This window comes from Aeromonas sp. Y311-2, from assembly GCF_027706025.1.
In the GTDB taxonomy this organism is placed as follows: Bacteria; Pseudomonadota; Gammaproteobacteria; order Enterobacterales; family Aeromonadaceae; genus Aeromonas; species Aeromonas veronii.
On record NZ_JAPDCL010000002.1, the window covers coordinates 61,420 to 76,402 of the forward strand.

The following is a 14,983-nucleotide window of genomic DNA, read 5'->3' on the forward strand; positions in this document are numbered from 1 at the left end:
GGCTGCCTTTTGCATTTATCTTTCCGGTTTAGCCGAGCTGGAACAACAGTGGCCAGCCCTGCTCCTGGCAATAACGATGCTCCTTCTCCAGATTCTGCATCAGGAGACGGTTCTCCTCGCACCAGTCGATCGGCAGGGTCACGACCAGCTGATCCCCTTGCACTGCGACTTTCCACTCAGGCAGCAGGTTGTCCTGCCGCTTGTGGTGAGCGGCGACTGCGAGGCGCAGGATACGGATGCAACGCAGCACCGTCTGCATGTCGTGGTTGGGCAGGGGCGGCAGCTCGGAGAGTTTTAGCCCCTTGCGCTGAAAGCGCACCAGCGCGGCCAGCAATGCCTGATCGTCCTGGTTGAAGCCAGGCAGGTCGGTGTGTTGCAGGATATAGGCGGAGTGGCGGTGAATGCCGCTGTAGTTGATGGCAAGGCCAATTTCGTGCAGCCGCGCCGCCCAGCCGAGAATGGCGCGATAGGGCTCTATCTCCATCTGCCAGGGCTCTTGCAGGGCATCAAACAGCGTCAGCACGCTCTGCTCCACCCGGGCTGCTTGTTTGCGATCCATCCGGTAGTGGGTGCCTAGCGCTTGTGCGGTGCGCTCACGGATATCGTGGTGCTGCAAGCGCTCCTCAAACTCATACAGTAATCCTTCGCGCAGAGCGCCATCGGAGTAGTCGAGCCGCTCGATGGGCAGCGAGGTAAACAGCCCGAGCAGGATGGCGACCGCAGCGGCAAACACCTCCTGACGCTCCTCGGTAAGCCCGACCAGTTTGAGGTTATCCACTCGCTTGCGCTCAATCATCAGCGCCTTGAGCCGCTCCAGCGCCTCCAGCGTAATGCTGCCGTCAGTCAGCCCTTCACCCTGCAGTACATCCCGTACCGTACGAATGGAACCTGAGCTGCCAAGGCAGCTCTGCCAGCCCAGCTTGCGGTACTGGTTGACGATGGGGGCGAGCTGGTGCTGCGCCTCCAGCACGGCATTGGTGAAGTGCTTGTCGCTCAGCTTGCCGCTGGCGAAGAAGCTCTGGGTAAAGCTGACGCAGCCCATCTTGCGGCTGGTGAGGGCCTTGTGTTCAAACCCTTCACCGATGATGAGCTCGGTGCTGCCGCCGCCGATATCGATCACCAGTACCTGGCCCTCGATATGCTGGGTATGGGCAACCCCCTGATAGATGAGGCGTGCTTCTTCCTGCCCGCTGATGATCTCGATGGGGTGGTTGAGCACCTTGGCCGCTTCACTCACAAATTCGCGGGCGTTGCTGGCGCGGCGCAATGTGTAGGTACCGGCGATGCGGATCTGATCCGGTTTGATGTTGGTGAGCCGCTCGGCAAAGAGTGACAGACAGGCGAGGCCGCGTTCCATCGCCTCCGGGCTCATTCGTTTCTGCTCATCCATCCCTTCCGCCAGCCGCACGCGCTCCTTGATGCGATCGACGATACGAAAACGCCCTTCGCTCAGATGGGCGATCACCATGTGAAAACTGTTGGAGCCGAGATCCACGGCGGCATAGAGACTATTGTCCATTGTTTGACTCGATACGTTTGAGATAGTCGTAAATCGCCACCTGAGAGCGGATCTTGCGGCGGTTGCCCCGCTTCACATATTCGTTCTGCTGGTCGGCATCAATGACCCGCGCCTTGCAGGTATCACTCAGTTGTAGTTCGAGAATGTCCATGATGCGCTGCTTGAGGCGCTCATCATAAATGGGGGTGCCCACCTCAATACGGCCGTCGATATTGCGGCTCATCCAGTCGGCGCTGGAGATATAGAGCTGGGGGTTGCCCTTGTTGTGGAACACCATCACCCGAGGGTGCTCGAGGAAGCGGTCGATGATGCTGATCACCTTGATGTTGTCACTGAGACCTGGCACACCCGGGCGCAGGGCGCACATGCCACGGATGATCATCTGGATCGGCACCCCGGCCTGACCGGCGGCATAGAGCCGGTTGATGAGATCCTTGTCCACCAGATTGTTGATCTTGAGGATGATACCGCTCGGCTGGCCCGCCTTGGCGTTGGAGAGCTCGTTGTCGATGAGACGATAGAGCTGACGGCGGCTGTTGATGGGGGAGACCAGCAGGTGGTTGAATTTGTAACGCTTATAGGGGTACTCGATGTATTCAAACACCCCTTCCACTTCGGCGGTGATGTCCGGATTGCGGGTCAGCAGCGAGAAGTCGGTGTAGATCTTGGCGGTCTTCTCGTTGAAGTTGCCGGTACCGATATGGGCATAGCGCACCGCCTCGCCATTTTCGTGGCGGGTGATGAGGCAGAGCTTGGAGTGGATCTTGAGGCTCGGCACCCCGAACACCACCTTGACCCCGGCATCGGTGAGAATATTGGCCCAGTCGATGTTGGCCGCTTCGTCGAAACGGGCGCGCAGCTCGACCACCACGGTCACCTTCTTGCCGTTGTTGGCGGCATCGATGAGGGAATGGATGATCCGTGACTTCTTGGCGACCCGGTAGATATTGATGCGAATGGCACTCACCGCCGGATCGAACGCCGCCTGGCGCACCAGCTCGGTGAAGTGGTGGAACTTGTGGTACGGGTAGTAGAGCAGGATATCCTGCTTGGTAATCGCATCGAAGGCGTTGACGAAGCCGTCAAAATCGCGGCAATCGAGGGCCGGCAGCTTGGGGTTTTCCAGATAGTCACGACCCACGTTGGGGAAGCCGATGAAATCCTTGAAGTTATGGTAACGCCCACCCGGCATGATGGCGTCGTAGGAGCTGATCTGCAGCTTGAGCTTGAGGAAGCTTATCATGGCGGCGGGCATCTCCCGCTCGTAGACGAAGCGCACCGGCATGGCGGTGAGGCGCTGCTTCAAGCCGTCACTCATCTTGTCCACCAGGCTCAAGTCCAGCTGGTCGGAGAGATCATATTCGGCATCCCGGGTCAGCTTCACCGCATAGGCGGCAATCTCATCGTAGTCGAAGAAGCCTTTGAAGATCTCGTCGAGGCAGAAGCGGATGACGTTATCCAGAATGATGATCTGCTTCTTGCGGCGGGTCCCTTCCGGCGGCAGCTGGAAGAAGCGGGGCAGGTCGTCGGTCGGCACTTCAACCAGGGCGTACTGGATCACCTGACCGTTCTTCTTCATCTCGATGGCCAGATAGGTGTACTCATCCTTGAGGAATTTGACCGGATTGACCTCTTTGTTGAGCAGGATCGGGATGATGTGACGCAGCACCTTCTCCTTGAAGAATACCCGCAGCCACTTCTGAATGGCATCAGAGAGCTGGTTCTCGTTGACCAGGAAGATGTTGTGGCGAGCGAGCGCAATCAACAGCTCCTTGTAGGTGTTGTCGAACGCTTCACCGAGCGCCATCACTTTTTGCTGGATGGCACGCAGCAGCACTTTTGCTTCATCGTCGCCACCATGTACTTCATTGATGAGGATGCGACGCTTGACGTCCGATACCCGTACCTTGAAGAATTCATCCTGGTTGGAGGAGAAGATCCCCAGAAAACGAACCCGCTCGATGAGGGGCACCGTCTTGTCCATTGCCTCTTGCAACACCCGTTCATTGAATGAGAGCCAGCTCAGCTCTTTCTCTTCATACTGCTTGTCGGTGCTCATCTTGTGCCTCTGTTTCAGGTCGCGTCTGCGCGGCAGTTATGGCGTTAATATATGACAAATAAATGACAGTGTTGTTACTGCTCGCTGAACGCTTCGTCGATGTCTACCACCAGATCGTCGGAGAGGGATTCCAGCGCGGTGATAAGCGTATCCATCGCGAGCCCGTCGGGCAGGGCAACCAGTGCATGGGCATAGAAGAGCGGGGCGCCGGAGTGGGGAGCCGGTTCACAGCCAGTGGTGAGATCGGCCACATTGATCTCGAGCTGGCGCAGGATGCTGGCTACTTCATGGACGATGCCGGGGCGGTCGTTGCCGGTCACCGTCATCATGACTTGATGGGCTGGCTCGGCGGTAGGTGTTCCTTCGGCAAAGCTGATGGTAAGACCCGGTAGCAGGGCCAGTGCTTCGCACAGGCTCCGATAGTGCTCATCGGGAACAGAGACATGGAGGATACCGGCAAACTGGCCCGCCAGTTCGCTCATGGCGCTGCCCAGCCAGTTGCCCTGCTCGCGGCTGATGACTGCTGCCAGACTCTCGACGATCCCGGGTTTGTCTGCACCGATCACGGTGACCACCAATTGCTTTTGCATCCTGCTCTCCTTGAAATGGGATTTCTTGCTCTATCCCTATTGTGCCTGCTGGGACTGGTCATATGAACCCCCGCCTGCTGACAAATAGATAAAAAGACGGGACTTTTCACTTTCTATACACGGGTCTGCTGCCTTGCTCCGTGGCGGCTGTGGTAAAGTAATTCCCCTTTCGTGTCGTGAACTGGATCGTGCTCTCATGAATACCCTTGTCCTATCGGGATTGTTGTTGCTGGCGCTGCTTGTGCTGGCGATCTTCTGGAGTAGAGGCAGACAGCAAAAGCGCCTGCCCTATGATATGCAGGAGACCCTGTTCAGTCCCGCCGAGCGATCCTTCCTCGGGGTGCTGGATCTGGCGGTGGGTGACAAGGCCCGGGTCTTTGCCAAGGTGCGGGTGGCCGATGTGCTGACGCCGCAGGCCGGGATCGGCAAAAGCAAATGGCAGCAGTACTTCAACAAGATCAGCGCCAAGCATTTCGACTATCTGCTTTGCCACCCCGCGGATCTCTCCTTTATCTGCGCCATCGAACTCGATGACAGCTCCCATCGTCACCAGAAGCGCAAGGCGCGGGATCTCTTTCTGAAAACCGCCTGCGACAGCGCCGGTCTGCCGTTGCTGCAGATCCCGGCAAGTGCCAGCTATCTGGTGGAAGAGCTGCGCGAACAGATCCTGCCGCTGCTGGTCAAAACCAGCGAACCATTGATCGACGATTTGCCGCACGGGGCGCGCCGCGAGCCGACTTTCAACCCTCTGTTGCTGGACGGCGTGGATGTCGGTGCCGGGATGCGTGGCCGCACTGCCCATGCCGAGGCGATCTCGCCCGCGCCATTTCACGAGCCCGTCATCCAGTCCAAGGGGGTGGTGGAGACGCCGCAGAGTGAGGGTGAACTGGTCGATGGTTTGTTCGCCGATGTAGAGGATGACGAGGAGCATGAAGTACACCACTGCCCCCGTTGCGATGCGCCGCTGGTGGAGCGGGAGGCGAAAAAAGGCCCCCACGCCGGTAGACTCTTTCTGGCTTGCAGCCGTTTTCCCGAGTGTCGTTACGCGGCGCCACACCACCATAATCGCCACTGAATGCGCTTCACCGTGTCCCATGCTGCCCTCTGACGAGGGCAGTTTTCTTTCCGCTATTGGCGGCGTTTGTTAACGGCGCCAATGCAGAAAATTCCTCGGCAAAATTTATCTAATCTCTCGTTTCTGTCGATACACTTAGCCTGAATACGACAATTTTTGACAATGCGTCGGAATTTTGGCACTTTGTGTGCCAGCAAAAAGACAGTCGGTAGCTGTTTTATCATTAAATAAAACAATAAGTTAGTTCAGGACATCGCGAGGAATGGATATGGTGGAGATGGGCGTGTTGATTGTTGATGCCGATGCGCAGCGGCGCCAACAGTTGGGAACCGTGCTCTCGTTTATGGGGATCCCGTGGCAGGAGGTGGCACAAAGCGATCTGGATGTGGCCATCGAATCCTCCGGTCCGCTGCAAGGGGTGCTGGTGGGTGAGCTGACCGACCGTCCCTTGTCAGAGCTGCTGGCAGCCTTCCCCCGAACGCCGTTCCTCTCGTTGGTTGAGGCCGAGCTGCCCAACAGCAACTTTATCGGGGTTGCCCTCTCGCCCTTTACCTATGAATCCCTCACCCGTCATCTGCACTTCTGTCAGGCGTTCGTCTCCTTGCATCCTCGTCAGCAGACCCATGACAAGGGGCAGGCCCTGCTGCGTTTGCTGGTGGGCAAAGGGAAGGGGATCCAGGAGGTACGCCGCCTCATCAGCCAAGTGGCCGAGACCGATGCCAACGTGCTGATCCTCGGGGAGTCGGGGACCGGTAAAGAGGTGGTGGCTCGCGCTATCCACGAACTCTCTTCCCGCAGCAGTGGCCCCTTCGTGCCCATCAACTGCGGCGCTATTCCGGCCGAATTGCTGGAGAGCGAACTGTTTGGCCACGAGAAGGGGGCGTTTACCGGCGCCATCGCGGCTCGTCGCGGTCGCTTCGAGCTGGCGCAGGGGGGCACCCTGTTCCTCGACGAGATCGGCGATATGCCGATGCCGATGCAGGTCAAACTGCTGCGGGTGTTGCAGGAGCGGTTGTTCGACAGGGTTGGTGGCGGCAAGCCCATTCAGGCCGATGTGCGCATCATAGCGGCGACCCACCGGGATCTGGAGGCGATGATCCGCACTCAGGGTTTCCGCGAAGATCTCTACTACCGCCTCAACGTTTTCCCCATAGAGACGCCGCCGCTGCGGGATCGCATCGATGACATCCCGCTGCTGCTGCAGGAGCTGCTCAACCGCCATGCCGAGCAGCACCACGGCTTTATCCGGCTGACCCAGCGGGCGCTGGAGTCGCTGATGCAGTACCCCTGGCCCGGCAACGTGCGCGAGCTCTCCAACCTGCTGGAGCGACTGCTGATCCTCTACCCGCACCAGATCGTCGATGTGGCCGATCTGCCGAGCCGTTATCGTCTGCTGCCGAGCGAGCCGCGGGATGAGCGGCTGACCGAGATGGATGAGCGGGATGCACTGGCGGCGGTGTTTCAGGATCCGCCCGAGCTGGATCACTCCCTCGCCTCTGCCCGTACCATGCAGTTGCCGGAGGAGGGGGTCAACCTCAAAGAGATGCTGGCCGACCTCGAAGTGGAGCTGATCCGTCAGGCGCTGGAGTCTCAGGACGGGGTGGTGGCCCGCGCCGCCGATCTGCTCGGTATGCGCCGTACCACTTTGGTGGAGAAGATGAAAAAGTACGGGATGAGCAAGGACGTCTGAGGGTCAAAGCCTTGACGCTAATGCGCAATTCATTGTTTTAATTCATATAATTTAGTGGCATGGAAATTGAATAACCTGACCCAATAGCCAGTTTGAGGTCAGGTTTATGACAATCCAGCAGCAGGACATGCCACTCCAGTCCCACGAAGTGAGCCAGCTCTATGCCATCTTCAAGGCGCTCCCCACCGGGGTGTTGCTGCTTGACGGGGCAGGGGTGGTCACCCGCGCGAATCCGGCGGCCATCTCCCTGCTGGGGGAGCCGCTGGAAGGGGAGCTCTGGCGCCACATCATTGCCCGCTGCTTTGAGCCGCGGGAGGATGATGGCCACGAGATCTCCTTGCGCGACGGGCGCCGGGTCCAGCTCTCGACCCAACCGCTGCCGGATCAGCCCGGTCAGCTGGTCTTTATCAATGACCTGACCGAAACCCGTAAACTGCAAGACCGCATCAACCACATGAAGCGACTGTCGGCGCTGGGCAATATGGCGGCCTCGCTTGCCCACCAGATCCGCACGCCGCTCTCCGCTGCCATGCTCTATGCCGCCAACCTGGCCAACCGCACCCTCAAGCCGGAATCTCGCACTCAGTTTCAGCAAAAGCTGATGGCCCGTTTGCAGGATCTGGAGAAGCAGATCAACGACATCCTGCTGTTCGCCCGCAATGGCGACAATCAGGTGGTCACCCCCATCTCGGTACAAGGGCTGCTGGCCGAAGTGCAGGCCGGAGCCGAGGCTTTTTGCCAGCAGCAGGGCTGCGAGCTGCACATGGAGGCGCCGGAGCCCGATCTCTGTCTGCTGGCCAACAGCAGTGCGCTGGCGGGGGCCATCAACAACCTGATTGCCAATGCCCAGCAGGCAGGGGCCACGTCACTCTTGGTCAGCGCGGTGCGCAGCGGTGCCCGGGTGGAGATGCGGGTCATCGATAATGGCAAGGGGATCCCTTCCCATCAGCTCGGTCAGGTATTCGAACCCTTCTTTACCACTCGCTCCCAGGGCACAGGTCTCGGTCTTGCGGTGGTGCAATCTGTAGTGCGTGCCCATCAGGGGGAGGTCGGTGTGGCCTCGGTTCCCGGTGAAGGCACCTGCTTTACTCTGTCGTTCCCCCTGCACCAGCAACCGGTGCAGCTTGGAGGTGTAGCATGACACAGGCCAGGATCCTGGTAGTTGAAGATGACAATGGCCTGCGCGAAGCGCTGGTGGATACCCTGTTGCTCGGCGGTTATGAGTGCCGTGAAGCGGACAGCGGCGAGCGGGCTCTGCTGGCCCTCTCCCGTCAGCCGTTTGACATGGTGATCTCCGATATCCAGATGGGGGGGATGGACGGTCTCACCTTGCTGGCCACCATCCGCCAGCAATATCCGCAGATCCCTGTGCTGCTGATGACCGCCTACGCCAACATCGACGGCGCGGTGCGCGCCATGCGTGAAGGGGCCATCGACTATCTGGCCAAGCCATTTTCGCCGGAGGTGCTGCTCAATCAGGTCAGCCGCTATGTGCCCGCCCAAAAGGTGGAGAAGCGCGCCGTGGTCTACGGGGATCCCAAAACTGCCGAGCTGTTCCAGCTGGCGACCCGGGTGGCCAGAAGTGAAGCGACCGTGATGGTGACCGGCCCGAGCGGAACGGGTAAAGAGGTGCTGGCCCGTTACATTCACGACAATTCCAGCCGCGCCGAGCAGCCTTTCGTCGCCATCAACTGCGCCGCCATTCCGGAAAACATGTTGGAGGCGACCCTGTTTGGCTACGAGAAGGGGGCTTTCACCGGTGCGGTGCAGGGGTGCCCGGGCAAGTTCGAGCAGGCGCAGGGGGGCACCCTGCTGCTCGACGAGATCACCGAGATGGATCAGGGGCTGCAAGCCAAATTGCTGCGGGTGTTGCAGGAGAAAGAGGTGGAGCGGCTCGGCAGTCGCAAGATGATCCCGCTGGATGTGCGGGTCATCGCCACCAGCAACCGGGATTTGAAAAAAGCGGTGCAGGATGGCCTGTTTCGCGAAGATCTCTACTATCGCCTCAATGTCTTCCCGCTGCGCTGGTCTGCCCTGTGCGAGCGGCCCGGCGACATTCTGCCGCTGGCGGAACATCTGCTGGCGCTTCATGCCAGTCAGCAGGGGCTGCCGACACCACAGTTGACGGATGCCTCGCGGGAACGGCTGCTGGCTCACCCCTGGCCCGGCAACGTGCGGGAGCTGGACAACGTGGTACAGCGTGCCCTGATCCTCAGCCCCGACGGGGTCATTGATTGTGACCACCTCATTCTGGAGGAGCTGGACGAGCAGGAGATGGAGTTTGTCAGCGTGGAGCGCAGCTATGGTGGCGATCGCCTCGGCAGCGAGCTCAAGCAGCAGGAGCACCAGATCATTCTCGACACCCTGCAAGATTGTAACGGCAGCCGCAAGGCGGTGGCCGATCGGCTCGGCATCAGCCCGCGCACCCTGCGCTACAAGCTGGCCCAGATGCGGGAGGCGGGGATCGATCTGCCAGCCTGAGGCCGGGAGGGAAACCGCACTGTGTGGGGGCTGTCATGGTCTTGACGGCCCGGCTCGATTATCATGGGGTCCTTGGCGCTTTGAGCCTGGGCCCTGTTTTTATTGGTAAAGCAGGGGACCGAGCCTTAATAAGGGACCCCTATGATCTCTCATCGAAAACTCGAAACCGTACTGAACCATCTGCTCGAACCGCACGCCATCAAGGATTACTGCCCTAACGGCCTGCAAGTGGAGGGTCGCGAGCGCATTCGCAAGGTAGTGACCGGTGTCACCGCCAGTCAGGCGCTTATCGACGCCGCCGTGGCTGCCGAGGCCGATGCCATTCTGGTCCATCACGGCTACTTCTGGAGCGGTGAACCGGCCCAGATCACCGGCATGAAGCAGCGTCGGCTCAAGACCCTGCTGACCCACGATATCAACCTGTTTGCCTACCATTTGCCGCTGGATGTCCATCCTGAGGTGGGTAACAACGCCCAGCTTGCCAAGCTGCTCGACATCAAGGTGCGTCGCGGTCTGGAGCCGTGGAACAGCAAGAGCGTCGCCATGGTGGGCAAGCTGGAAGAGCCGATGAGCGGCCGCGATTTTGCCAAGCTGATTGCCGAGCGCCTTGGTCGCGAACCACTCTATTGTGGCGACAGCGGCCCCGAGCTTATCCGTTCCGTGGCCTGGTGCACCGGCGGCGGTCAGAGCTACATCAATCTGGCGGCGGAGCAGGGCATCGATGCCTTTATCTCCGGCGAAGCCTCCGAGCAGACCATTCACACCGCTCGCGAGATGGGGATGCACTTCTACGCCGCGGGCCATCACGCCACCGAGCGTTACGGCGTCAAGGCGCTGGGGGAGTGGCTGGCGACCGTGCACGGGCTGGATGTGACCTTTATTGATATCGACAATCCGGTGTAGGGTCGCTTGGCCGCGTAGCGGCGTCATCGGACCTGACCTAAGCCATCGTGTGGTAGATAGAAATGACAAGGGAGGCCTAAGCCTCCCTTGTTTTTTCTGACATGCAGTTGTCAGCGATTACTCGCAGGCGTAACCAGCGGGGCCCAGCAGGGCGCCATCCAGTTGCACGGCGCCGTCTACCATTTGCAGCCTGCCTTCGCAGAACCAGCGCACCACCAGCGGGTAGATGCTGTGCTCCTGCGCCTGTACCCGTGCCGCTACCTCGTCCGCCGTGTCCCCTTCAAAGATGGGCACGCGGGCCTGCAGGATCACCGGGCCACCGTCCAGCTCTTCGGTGACGAAGTGGACGCTGGCGCCGTGTTCACTGTCACCGGCATCTATGGCGCGCTGGTGGGTGTGCAGGCCCTGATACTTGGGCAGCAGGGAGGGGTGGATATTGATCATCCTGCCGGCGAAATGGCGCACCAGATCGCCGCTCAATATCCGCATAAACCCGGCCAGCACCACCAGATCCGGCTGATAGTCTGCCATCAGCGCCAGCAGGGCGGCGTCATACTCCTCCCGGCTGGCGAACTGCTGCTGGGCCAGAATGGAGGTCGCCACGTCTGCTTCTTTGGCGCGAACCAGACCATAGGCATCGGCCTTGTTGCTGATAACGCCGACCACTTCACCGGCAATCTTGCCGCTGGCGCAGTGGTCGAGGATCGCCTGCAGGTTGCTGCCGCTGCCAGAGATTAGGACGAGGATCCGCATCATTTGATGACGACCTGCTCCTCACCGTCTGCTGCCTTGGCGATATGACCGATGTGCCATGCGTTCTCGCCTTCCGCCTTTAGCAGGGTCAGCGCCTTCTCCAGCTGGTTGGCGGGCAGGGCGATGATCATGCCGACACCGCAGTTGAAGGTGCGATACATCTCGTGACGGGTGACGTTGCCAGCCTGCTGCAGCCAGCTGAACACCGCCGGCCACTGCCAGCTCTGCTCGTCGATCACCGCTTGAGTATTGGCAGGCAATACGCGGGGGATGTTCTCCCAGAAGCCGCCACCTGTGATGTGGGACAGGGCGTGGATCTCGCACTCCTTGATGAGCTTGAGCACAGGTTTCACATAGATGCGGGTCGGCTCCAGCAAGGCATCTGCGAGGGTGCGGTCACCCAGCGGCTGATGCACGTCGGCTTTGGAGACTTCCAGAATTTTACGGATCAGGGAGAAGCCGTTGGAGTGAGGGCCGCTGGCGGCCAGGGCGATCAGGGCATCCCCTTCACCGACCTTGCTGCCGTCGATGATTTCGCTCTTCTCCACCACACCGACGCAGAAACCGGCGATGTCGTAGTCTTCCCCTTCATACATACCCGGCATCTCGGCGGTCTCGCCGCCCACCAGGGCACAGCCTGATTGCTCGCAACCGGCACCGATCCCGGTGACTACCGCGGCCGCGGTGTCCACGTCCAGCTTGCCGGTCGCATAGTAGTCGAGGAAGAACAGCGGCTCGGCGCCCTGTACGATCAGGTCATTGACGCACATGGCCACCAAATCGATGCCCACGGTGTCGTGCTTCTTCAGGTCGATGGCCAGCCGCAGCTTGGTGCCCACACCATCGGTACCGGAGACCAGTACCGGCTCCTTGTAGCCCGCAGGGATTTGACACAAGGCCCCAAAGCCGCCAAGACCACCAAGGACTTCAGGACGACGAGTGCGCTTTGACACGCCCTTGATACGTTCAACCAGTGCATTGCCGGCATCGATATCTACGCCAGCATCCTTGTAGCTCAGTGAGGTTTTGTCAGTCACGAGTATTCCCCGTCATGTAAAGAAGTGGAGGGTAAAATTCGGGGCGTATTCTAACAGTGGCGGTGAAAAACCAGAAAGGAAATCGTTTGCGCGTTTTTGCGCGGAAATGCTCTACAAGCGGTGGCTTTTGTTGTATGATTCCGCGATTTTTTTGCGGCAGGTTAGAGGAGATAATAATGAAAGTCGTTGAAGTCAAACACCCCCTGGTCAAACACAAGATCGGTCTGATGCGTGAAGGCGATATCAGCACCAAGCGTTTCCGTGAACTGGCCAAAGAAGTGGGCAGTTTGTTGACCTATGAAGCGACCTCTGACTTCGAAACCGAGAAGGTTATCATCGATGGCTGGAATGGGCCAGTAGAAGTTGACCAGATCAAAGGCAAGAAGGTAACCGTCGTACCTATCCTGCGTGCCGGCCTTGGCATGATGGATGGTGTGCTGGAGCACATGCCGAGCGCCCGCGTCAGCGTGGTCGGTATCTACCGTGATGAAGAGACCCTGCAACCGGTTCCCTATTTCGAAAAGATCGTCAGCAACATCGAAGAGCGTCTGGCGCTGGTCATCGATCCGATGCTGGCCACCGGTGGTTCCATGATCGCCACTATCGATCTGCTGAAGAAGAAAGGCTGCCAATCCATCAAGGTGCTGGTACTGGTTGCCGCGCCGGAAGGGATCAAGGCGCTGGAAGCCGCTCACCCTGACGTAGAGCTCTATTGCGCTTCTGTCGACCAGGGGCTGAACGAGAAAGGCTACATCGTGCCGGGTCTGGGCGATGCAGGCGACAAGATCTTCGGTACCAAATAAGTTAATGCCTTGACCCGCTTCCCATGTGGAAGGGGTGATCGGAGCCGGCGCATCGCCGGCTCTGCTGTTTGTGGCCGCTTGTGCCAGCCTTGCCGCAGGATGCGCCTTGCCGCTACCATAAGCACACTCTCCCATTTCGAGACTCTGTTCATGTTCAAAAGTGTTGTGACCGCCCTCTGCTGCGGCTTGTCATTCATGGCCTCGGCCGCTCAGGTGACCGACCTCTATCAGGGCAAGGCCCCGACCAGTGGTGACATGGTGGCCGCTCAGGGGCAGGCACTGGGTCAGGTGCTGATCAAGGTGACCGGCAAGCGTGACATCCTCACCCAGCCGGTGGTGGTCAAGGCGCTGGCGGCCCCGGGCGACTATGTCAAAAGCTATGGTTATCAGGATCAGGACTCCGTCAAGTATCTGAAAGCCGAGTTCAAGAGTGACAAGGTCAACAGCCTGGTTTCCGAGAGCCAGTTTGCCCTGCTTGGCCCGGCTCGTCCCCAAATGGCCATCTGGCTGGTGGTGGATCAGGGGGAGCGTCGCCTGCTGGCGGATCAATCCAGCGATGGTTGGGCGCAAGCCTTGCGCGAGCAGGCCCAGACGCTGGGGCTACCCATCAGCATTCCGCTGATGGATCTCGATGACAACATGGCTGTCAGTGCCACCGACGTCTGGGGACGCTTTGCCGACCCGATTTTGCAGGCAAGCCAGCGCTATGGCGCCGAGATGGTGGTGCTGGGCAAACTGACTCCTGAAGGTGACAAGTGGAGCATCGATTGGGGACTCTACGGCCCCAAAGCGGCCGGTGAAGTGACCGAGCTGACCCGTGGCAATAGCACCGGCTCTCAGGCCGAAGTGGCGCAAGGGTTTGCCGATACCCTGGCGGCCTGGCTGGTGAAAAACTATGGTGCCCGCATTTCGGGTCCGGCAACCAGCCAGACCCTGGTGGTGGATGGCCTCTCCGAAGTGGACAGCATGATCGCCGTGCAGAAGATGCTGCAGGGGATGGCCAACGTCAGCAAGGTGGCGATCGGCAAGCTGGAGGGGGACCAGGTCACCTTCAACTTTACCCTGCAAGGGGATCAGGCCGAACTGGTGCGGGCACTGCAGCTTGAGAGTCGTTTGCGCAAGGTTGACGATAATGGCAGCGGTTTGCGTTACCAATGGTCGCAGCCCTGATTTTATAAGGCTTTTGTAGACCGCCCGGCTTGTCCGGGCGGTTCTCTATCTGCCTTTGCGATGATACACTTAGCCACAAATGTCACAGTCAAAGCCCAACGAGTGAAGCAACCGGCCCAACTGTCTTTAGCCGTACAACTACCGGATGATGAAACCTTCGTCAGTTTTTATCCCGGCAACAATGCTCATCTGATCACCGCCCTCAAAAACGCGGCCATCGGTCAGGGATCGCCTTTCCTCTATTTCTGGGGAGCCAAGGGATCCGGACGCTCTCATCTGCTCCACGCCACTTGTGCCGAGGTCAACGCCCGCGATGCGGCGGCGGCCTATCTCTCCCTCGATCAGTTCGAACAGCTCGATCCCAGCATGCTCGATGCCCTCGAAAGCCTGCCACTGGTCTGTCTCGACAGTCTCGAAGCCATCGCCGGCAATGCCGTGTGGGAGCGGGCCCTGTTCGACTTTTACAATCGCTGGCAGGAGAAGGGCGAGGGGACGCTGGTGGTCACTGGCTGCAGCGCGCCGCGCAAACTGGGGCTGCAACTGCCGGATCTCGCCTCGCGCCTTGACTGGGGGGTGAGTTTCCATCTCGAAGAGCTGGATGACGAAGGCAAGCTCAGTGCCCTGCAGCTGCGTGCCGAGCTGCGGGGCTTCAAACTGCCCATCGATGTGGGCCGCTTCCTGCTCAACCGACTCTCCCGCGATATGCGCACCCTGCTCACCACCCTCAATCAGCTCGACAACGCCTCATTTCGCGCCAAGCGCAAGCTGACCATTCCCTTTGTCAAAGAGATCCTCGAGCTCTGAGCCTCTCGACTGTGTGCGGTTGTGCGCCTGACTTTCGTTTGAATTACAGATAAAAAGAAACCCCGGCATCAGGCCGGGGTTTTGCTATCTCAAGGGGGC

General features: G+C 59.5%; 13 protein-coding genes. 8 read left to right on the plus strand and 5 right to left on the minus strand.

Annotated features, from left to right (window positions below):
* Positions 1-28 precede the first annotated feature (28 nt).
* The 3 genes from ppx to OKC42_RS02285 all read right to left on the minus strand — a co-directional run bounded on the left by ppx (position 29) and on the right by OKC42_RS02285 (position 4,168).
* Positions 29-1,519 carry an exopolyphosphatase gene (ppx, locus tag OKC42_RS02275; protein ID WP_100654059.1) on the minus strand — a complete coding sequence of 497 codons (1,491 nt, stop codon included), beginning with the start codon at positions 1,517-1,519 and terminating at the stop codon, positions 29-31.
* Positions 1,509-3,578 (minus strand): polyphosphate kinase 1, encoded by a 2,070-nt coding sequence (ppk1, locus tag OKC42_RS02280; protein WP_005350671.1) that lies wholly within the window; start codon positions 3,576-3,578, stop codon positions 1,509-1,511. Before ppk1 ends, ppx begins: the two co-directional genes overlap by 11 nt.
* A 74-nt stretch (positions 3,579-3,652) precedes the next feature.
* On the minus strand, positions 3,653-4,168 hold the full coding sequence (locus tag OKC42_RS02285) for a glycine cleavage system protein R (protein ID WP_047437655.1): 516 nt from the start codon (positions 4,166-4,168) through the stop codon (positions 3,653-3,655).
* Positions 4,169-4,364: 196 nt separating this feature from the next.
* On the opposite strand from OKC42_RS02285, the gene OKC42_RS02290 reads away from it, so the two are divergent.
* The 5 genes from OKC42_RS02290 (at position 4,365) to OKC42_RS02310 (ending at position 10,317) form a co-directional block, all read left to right on the plus strand.
* Positions 4,365-5,243, plus strand: coding sequence for a DUF2726 domain-containing protein (locus OKC42_RS02290; protein ID WP_100654058.1), 879 nt, complete (start codon positions 4,365-4,367; stop codon positions 5,241-5,243).
* A gap of 268 nt (positions 5,244-5,511) precedes the next feature.
* A complete protein-coding gene (locus tag OKC42_RS02295; protein WP_168176933.1) occupies positions 5,512-6,933 on the plus strand; it encodes a sigma-54 dependent transcriptional regulator in 1,422 nt (473 codons plus the stop codon).
* Between the two features lie 106 nt (positions 6,934-7,039).
* On the plus strand, positions 7,040-8,074 hold the full coding sequence (locus OKC42_RS02300) for a sensor histidine kinase (protein ID WP_005334126.1): 1,035 nt from the start codon (positions 7,040-7,042) through the stop codon (positions 8,072-8,074).
* Positions 8,071-9,414, plus strand: coding sequence for a sigma-54-dependent transcriptional regulator (locus tag OKC42_RS02305; protein ID WP_021231049.1), 1,344 nt, complete (start codon positions 8,071-8,073; stop codon positions 9,412-9,414). Before OKC42_RS02300 ends, OKC42_RS02305 begins: the two co-directional genes overlap by 4 nt.
* Before the next feature lie 141 nt (positions 9,415-9,555).
* Positions 9,556-10,317, plus strand: a complete 762-nt coding sequence (locus tag OKC42_RS02310; RefSeq protein WP_106843152.1) for a Nif3-like dinuclear metal center hexameric protein — start codon at positions 9,556-9,558, stop codon at positions 10,315-10,317.
* A 117-nt stretch (positions 10,318-10,434) separates the two neighbouring features.
* Here OKC42_RS02310 and purN read toward each other — a convergent pair whose 3' ends face one another.
* Both purN and purM read right to left on the minus strand, forming a co-directional pair.
* Positions 10,435-11,073: a phosphoribosylglycinamide formyltransferase gene (gene purN / locus OKC42_RS02315; RefSeq protein WP_144712512.1), complete on the minus strand. Its 639-nt coding sequence runs from the start codon at positions 11,071-11,073 to the stop codon at positions 10,435-10,437.
* The gene (gene purM / locus OKC42_RS02320) at positions 11,070-12,107 is read right to left on the minus strand and encodes a phosphoribosylformylglycinamidine cyclo-ligase (protein WP_042080181.1); all 1,038 of its coding nucleotides are present in this window, start codon (positions 12,105-12,107) and stop codon (positions 11,070-11,072) included. Before purM ends, purN begins: the two co-directional genes overlap by 4 nt.
* A gap of 176 nt (positions 12,108-12,283) precedes the next feature.
* Between purM and upp the strand changes: the two genes are divergently transcribed.
* The 3 genes from upp to hda all read left to right on the plus strand — a co-directional run bounded on the left by upp (position 12,284) and on the right by hda (position 14,884).
* Positions 12,284-12,910, plus strand: coding sequence for a uracil phosphoribosyltransferase (gene upp, locus OKC42_RS02325; RefSeq protein ID WP_005334115.1), 627 nt, complete (start codon positions 12,284-12,286; stop codon positions 12,908-12,910).
* Positions 12,911-13,060: 150 nt separating this feature from the next.
* Complete coding sequence (locus tag OKC42_RS02330) at positions 13,061-14,080, plus strand: DUF2066 domain-containing protein (protein ID WP_199428056.1); 1,020 nt, start codon at positions 13,061-13,063, stop codon at positions 14,078-14,080.
* 102 nt (positions 14,081-14,182) lie between these two features.
* Positions 14,183-14,884 (plus strand): DnaA inactivator Hda, encoded by a 702-nt coding sequence (gene hda, locus OKC42_RS02335; RefSeq protein WP_013723920.1) that lies wholly within the window; start codon positions 14,183-14,185, stop codon positions 14,882-14,884.
* Positions 14,885-14,983: the final 99 nt, after the last annotated feature.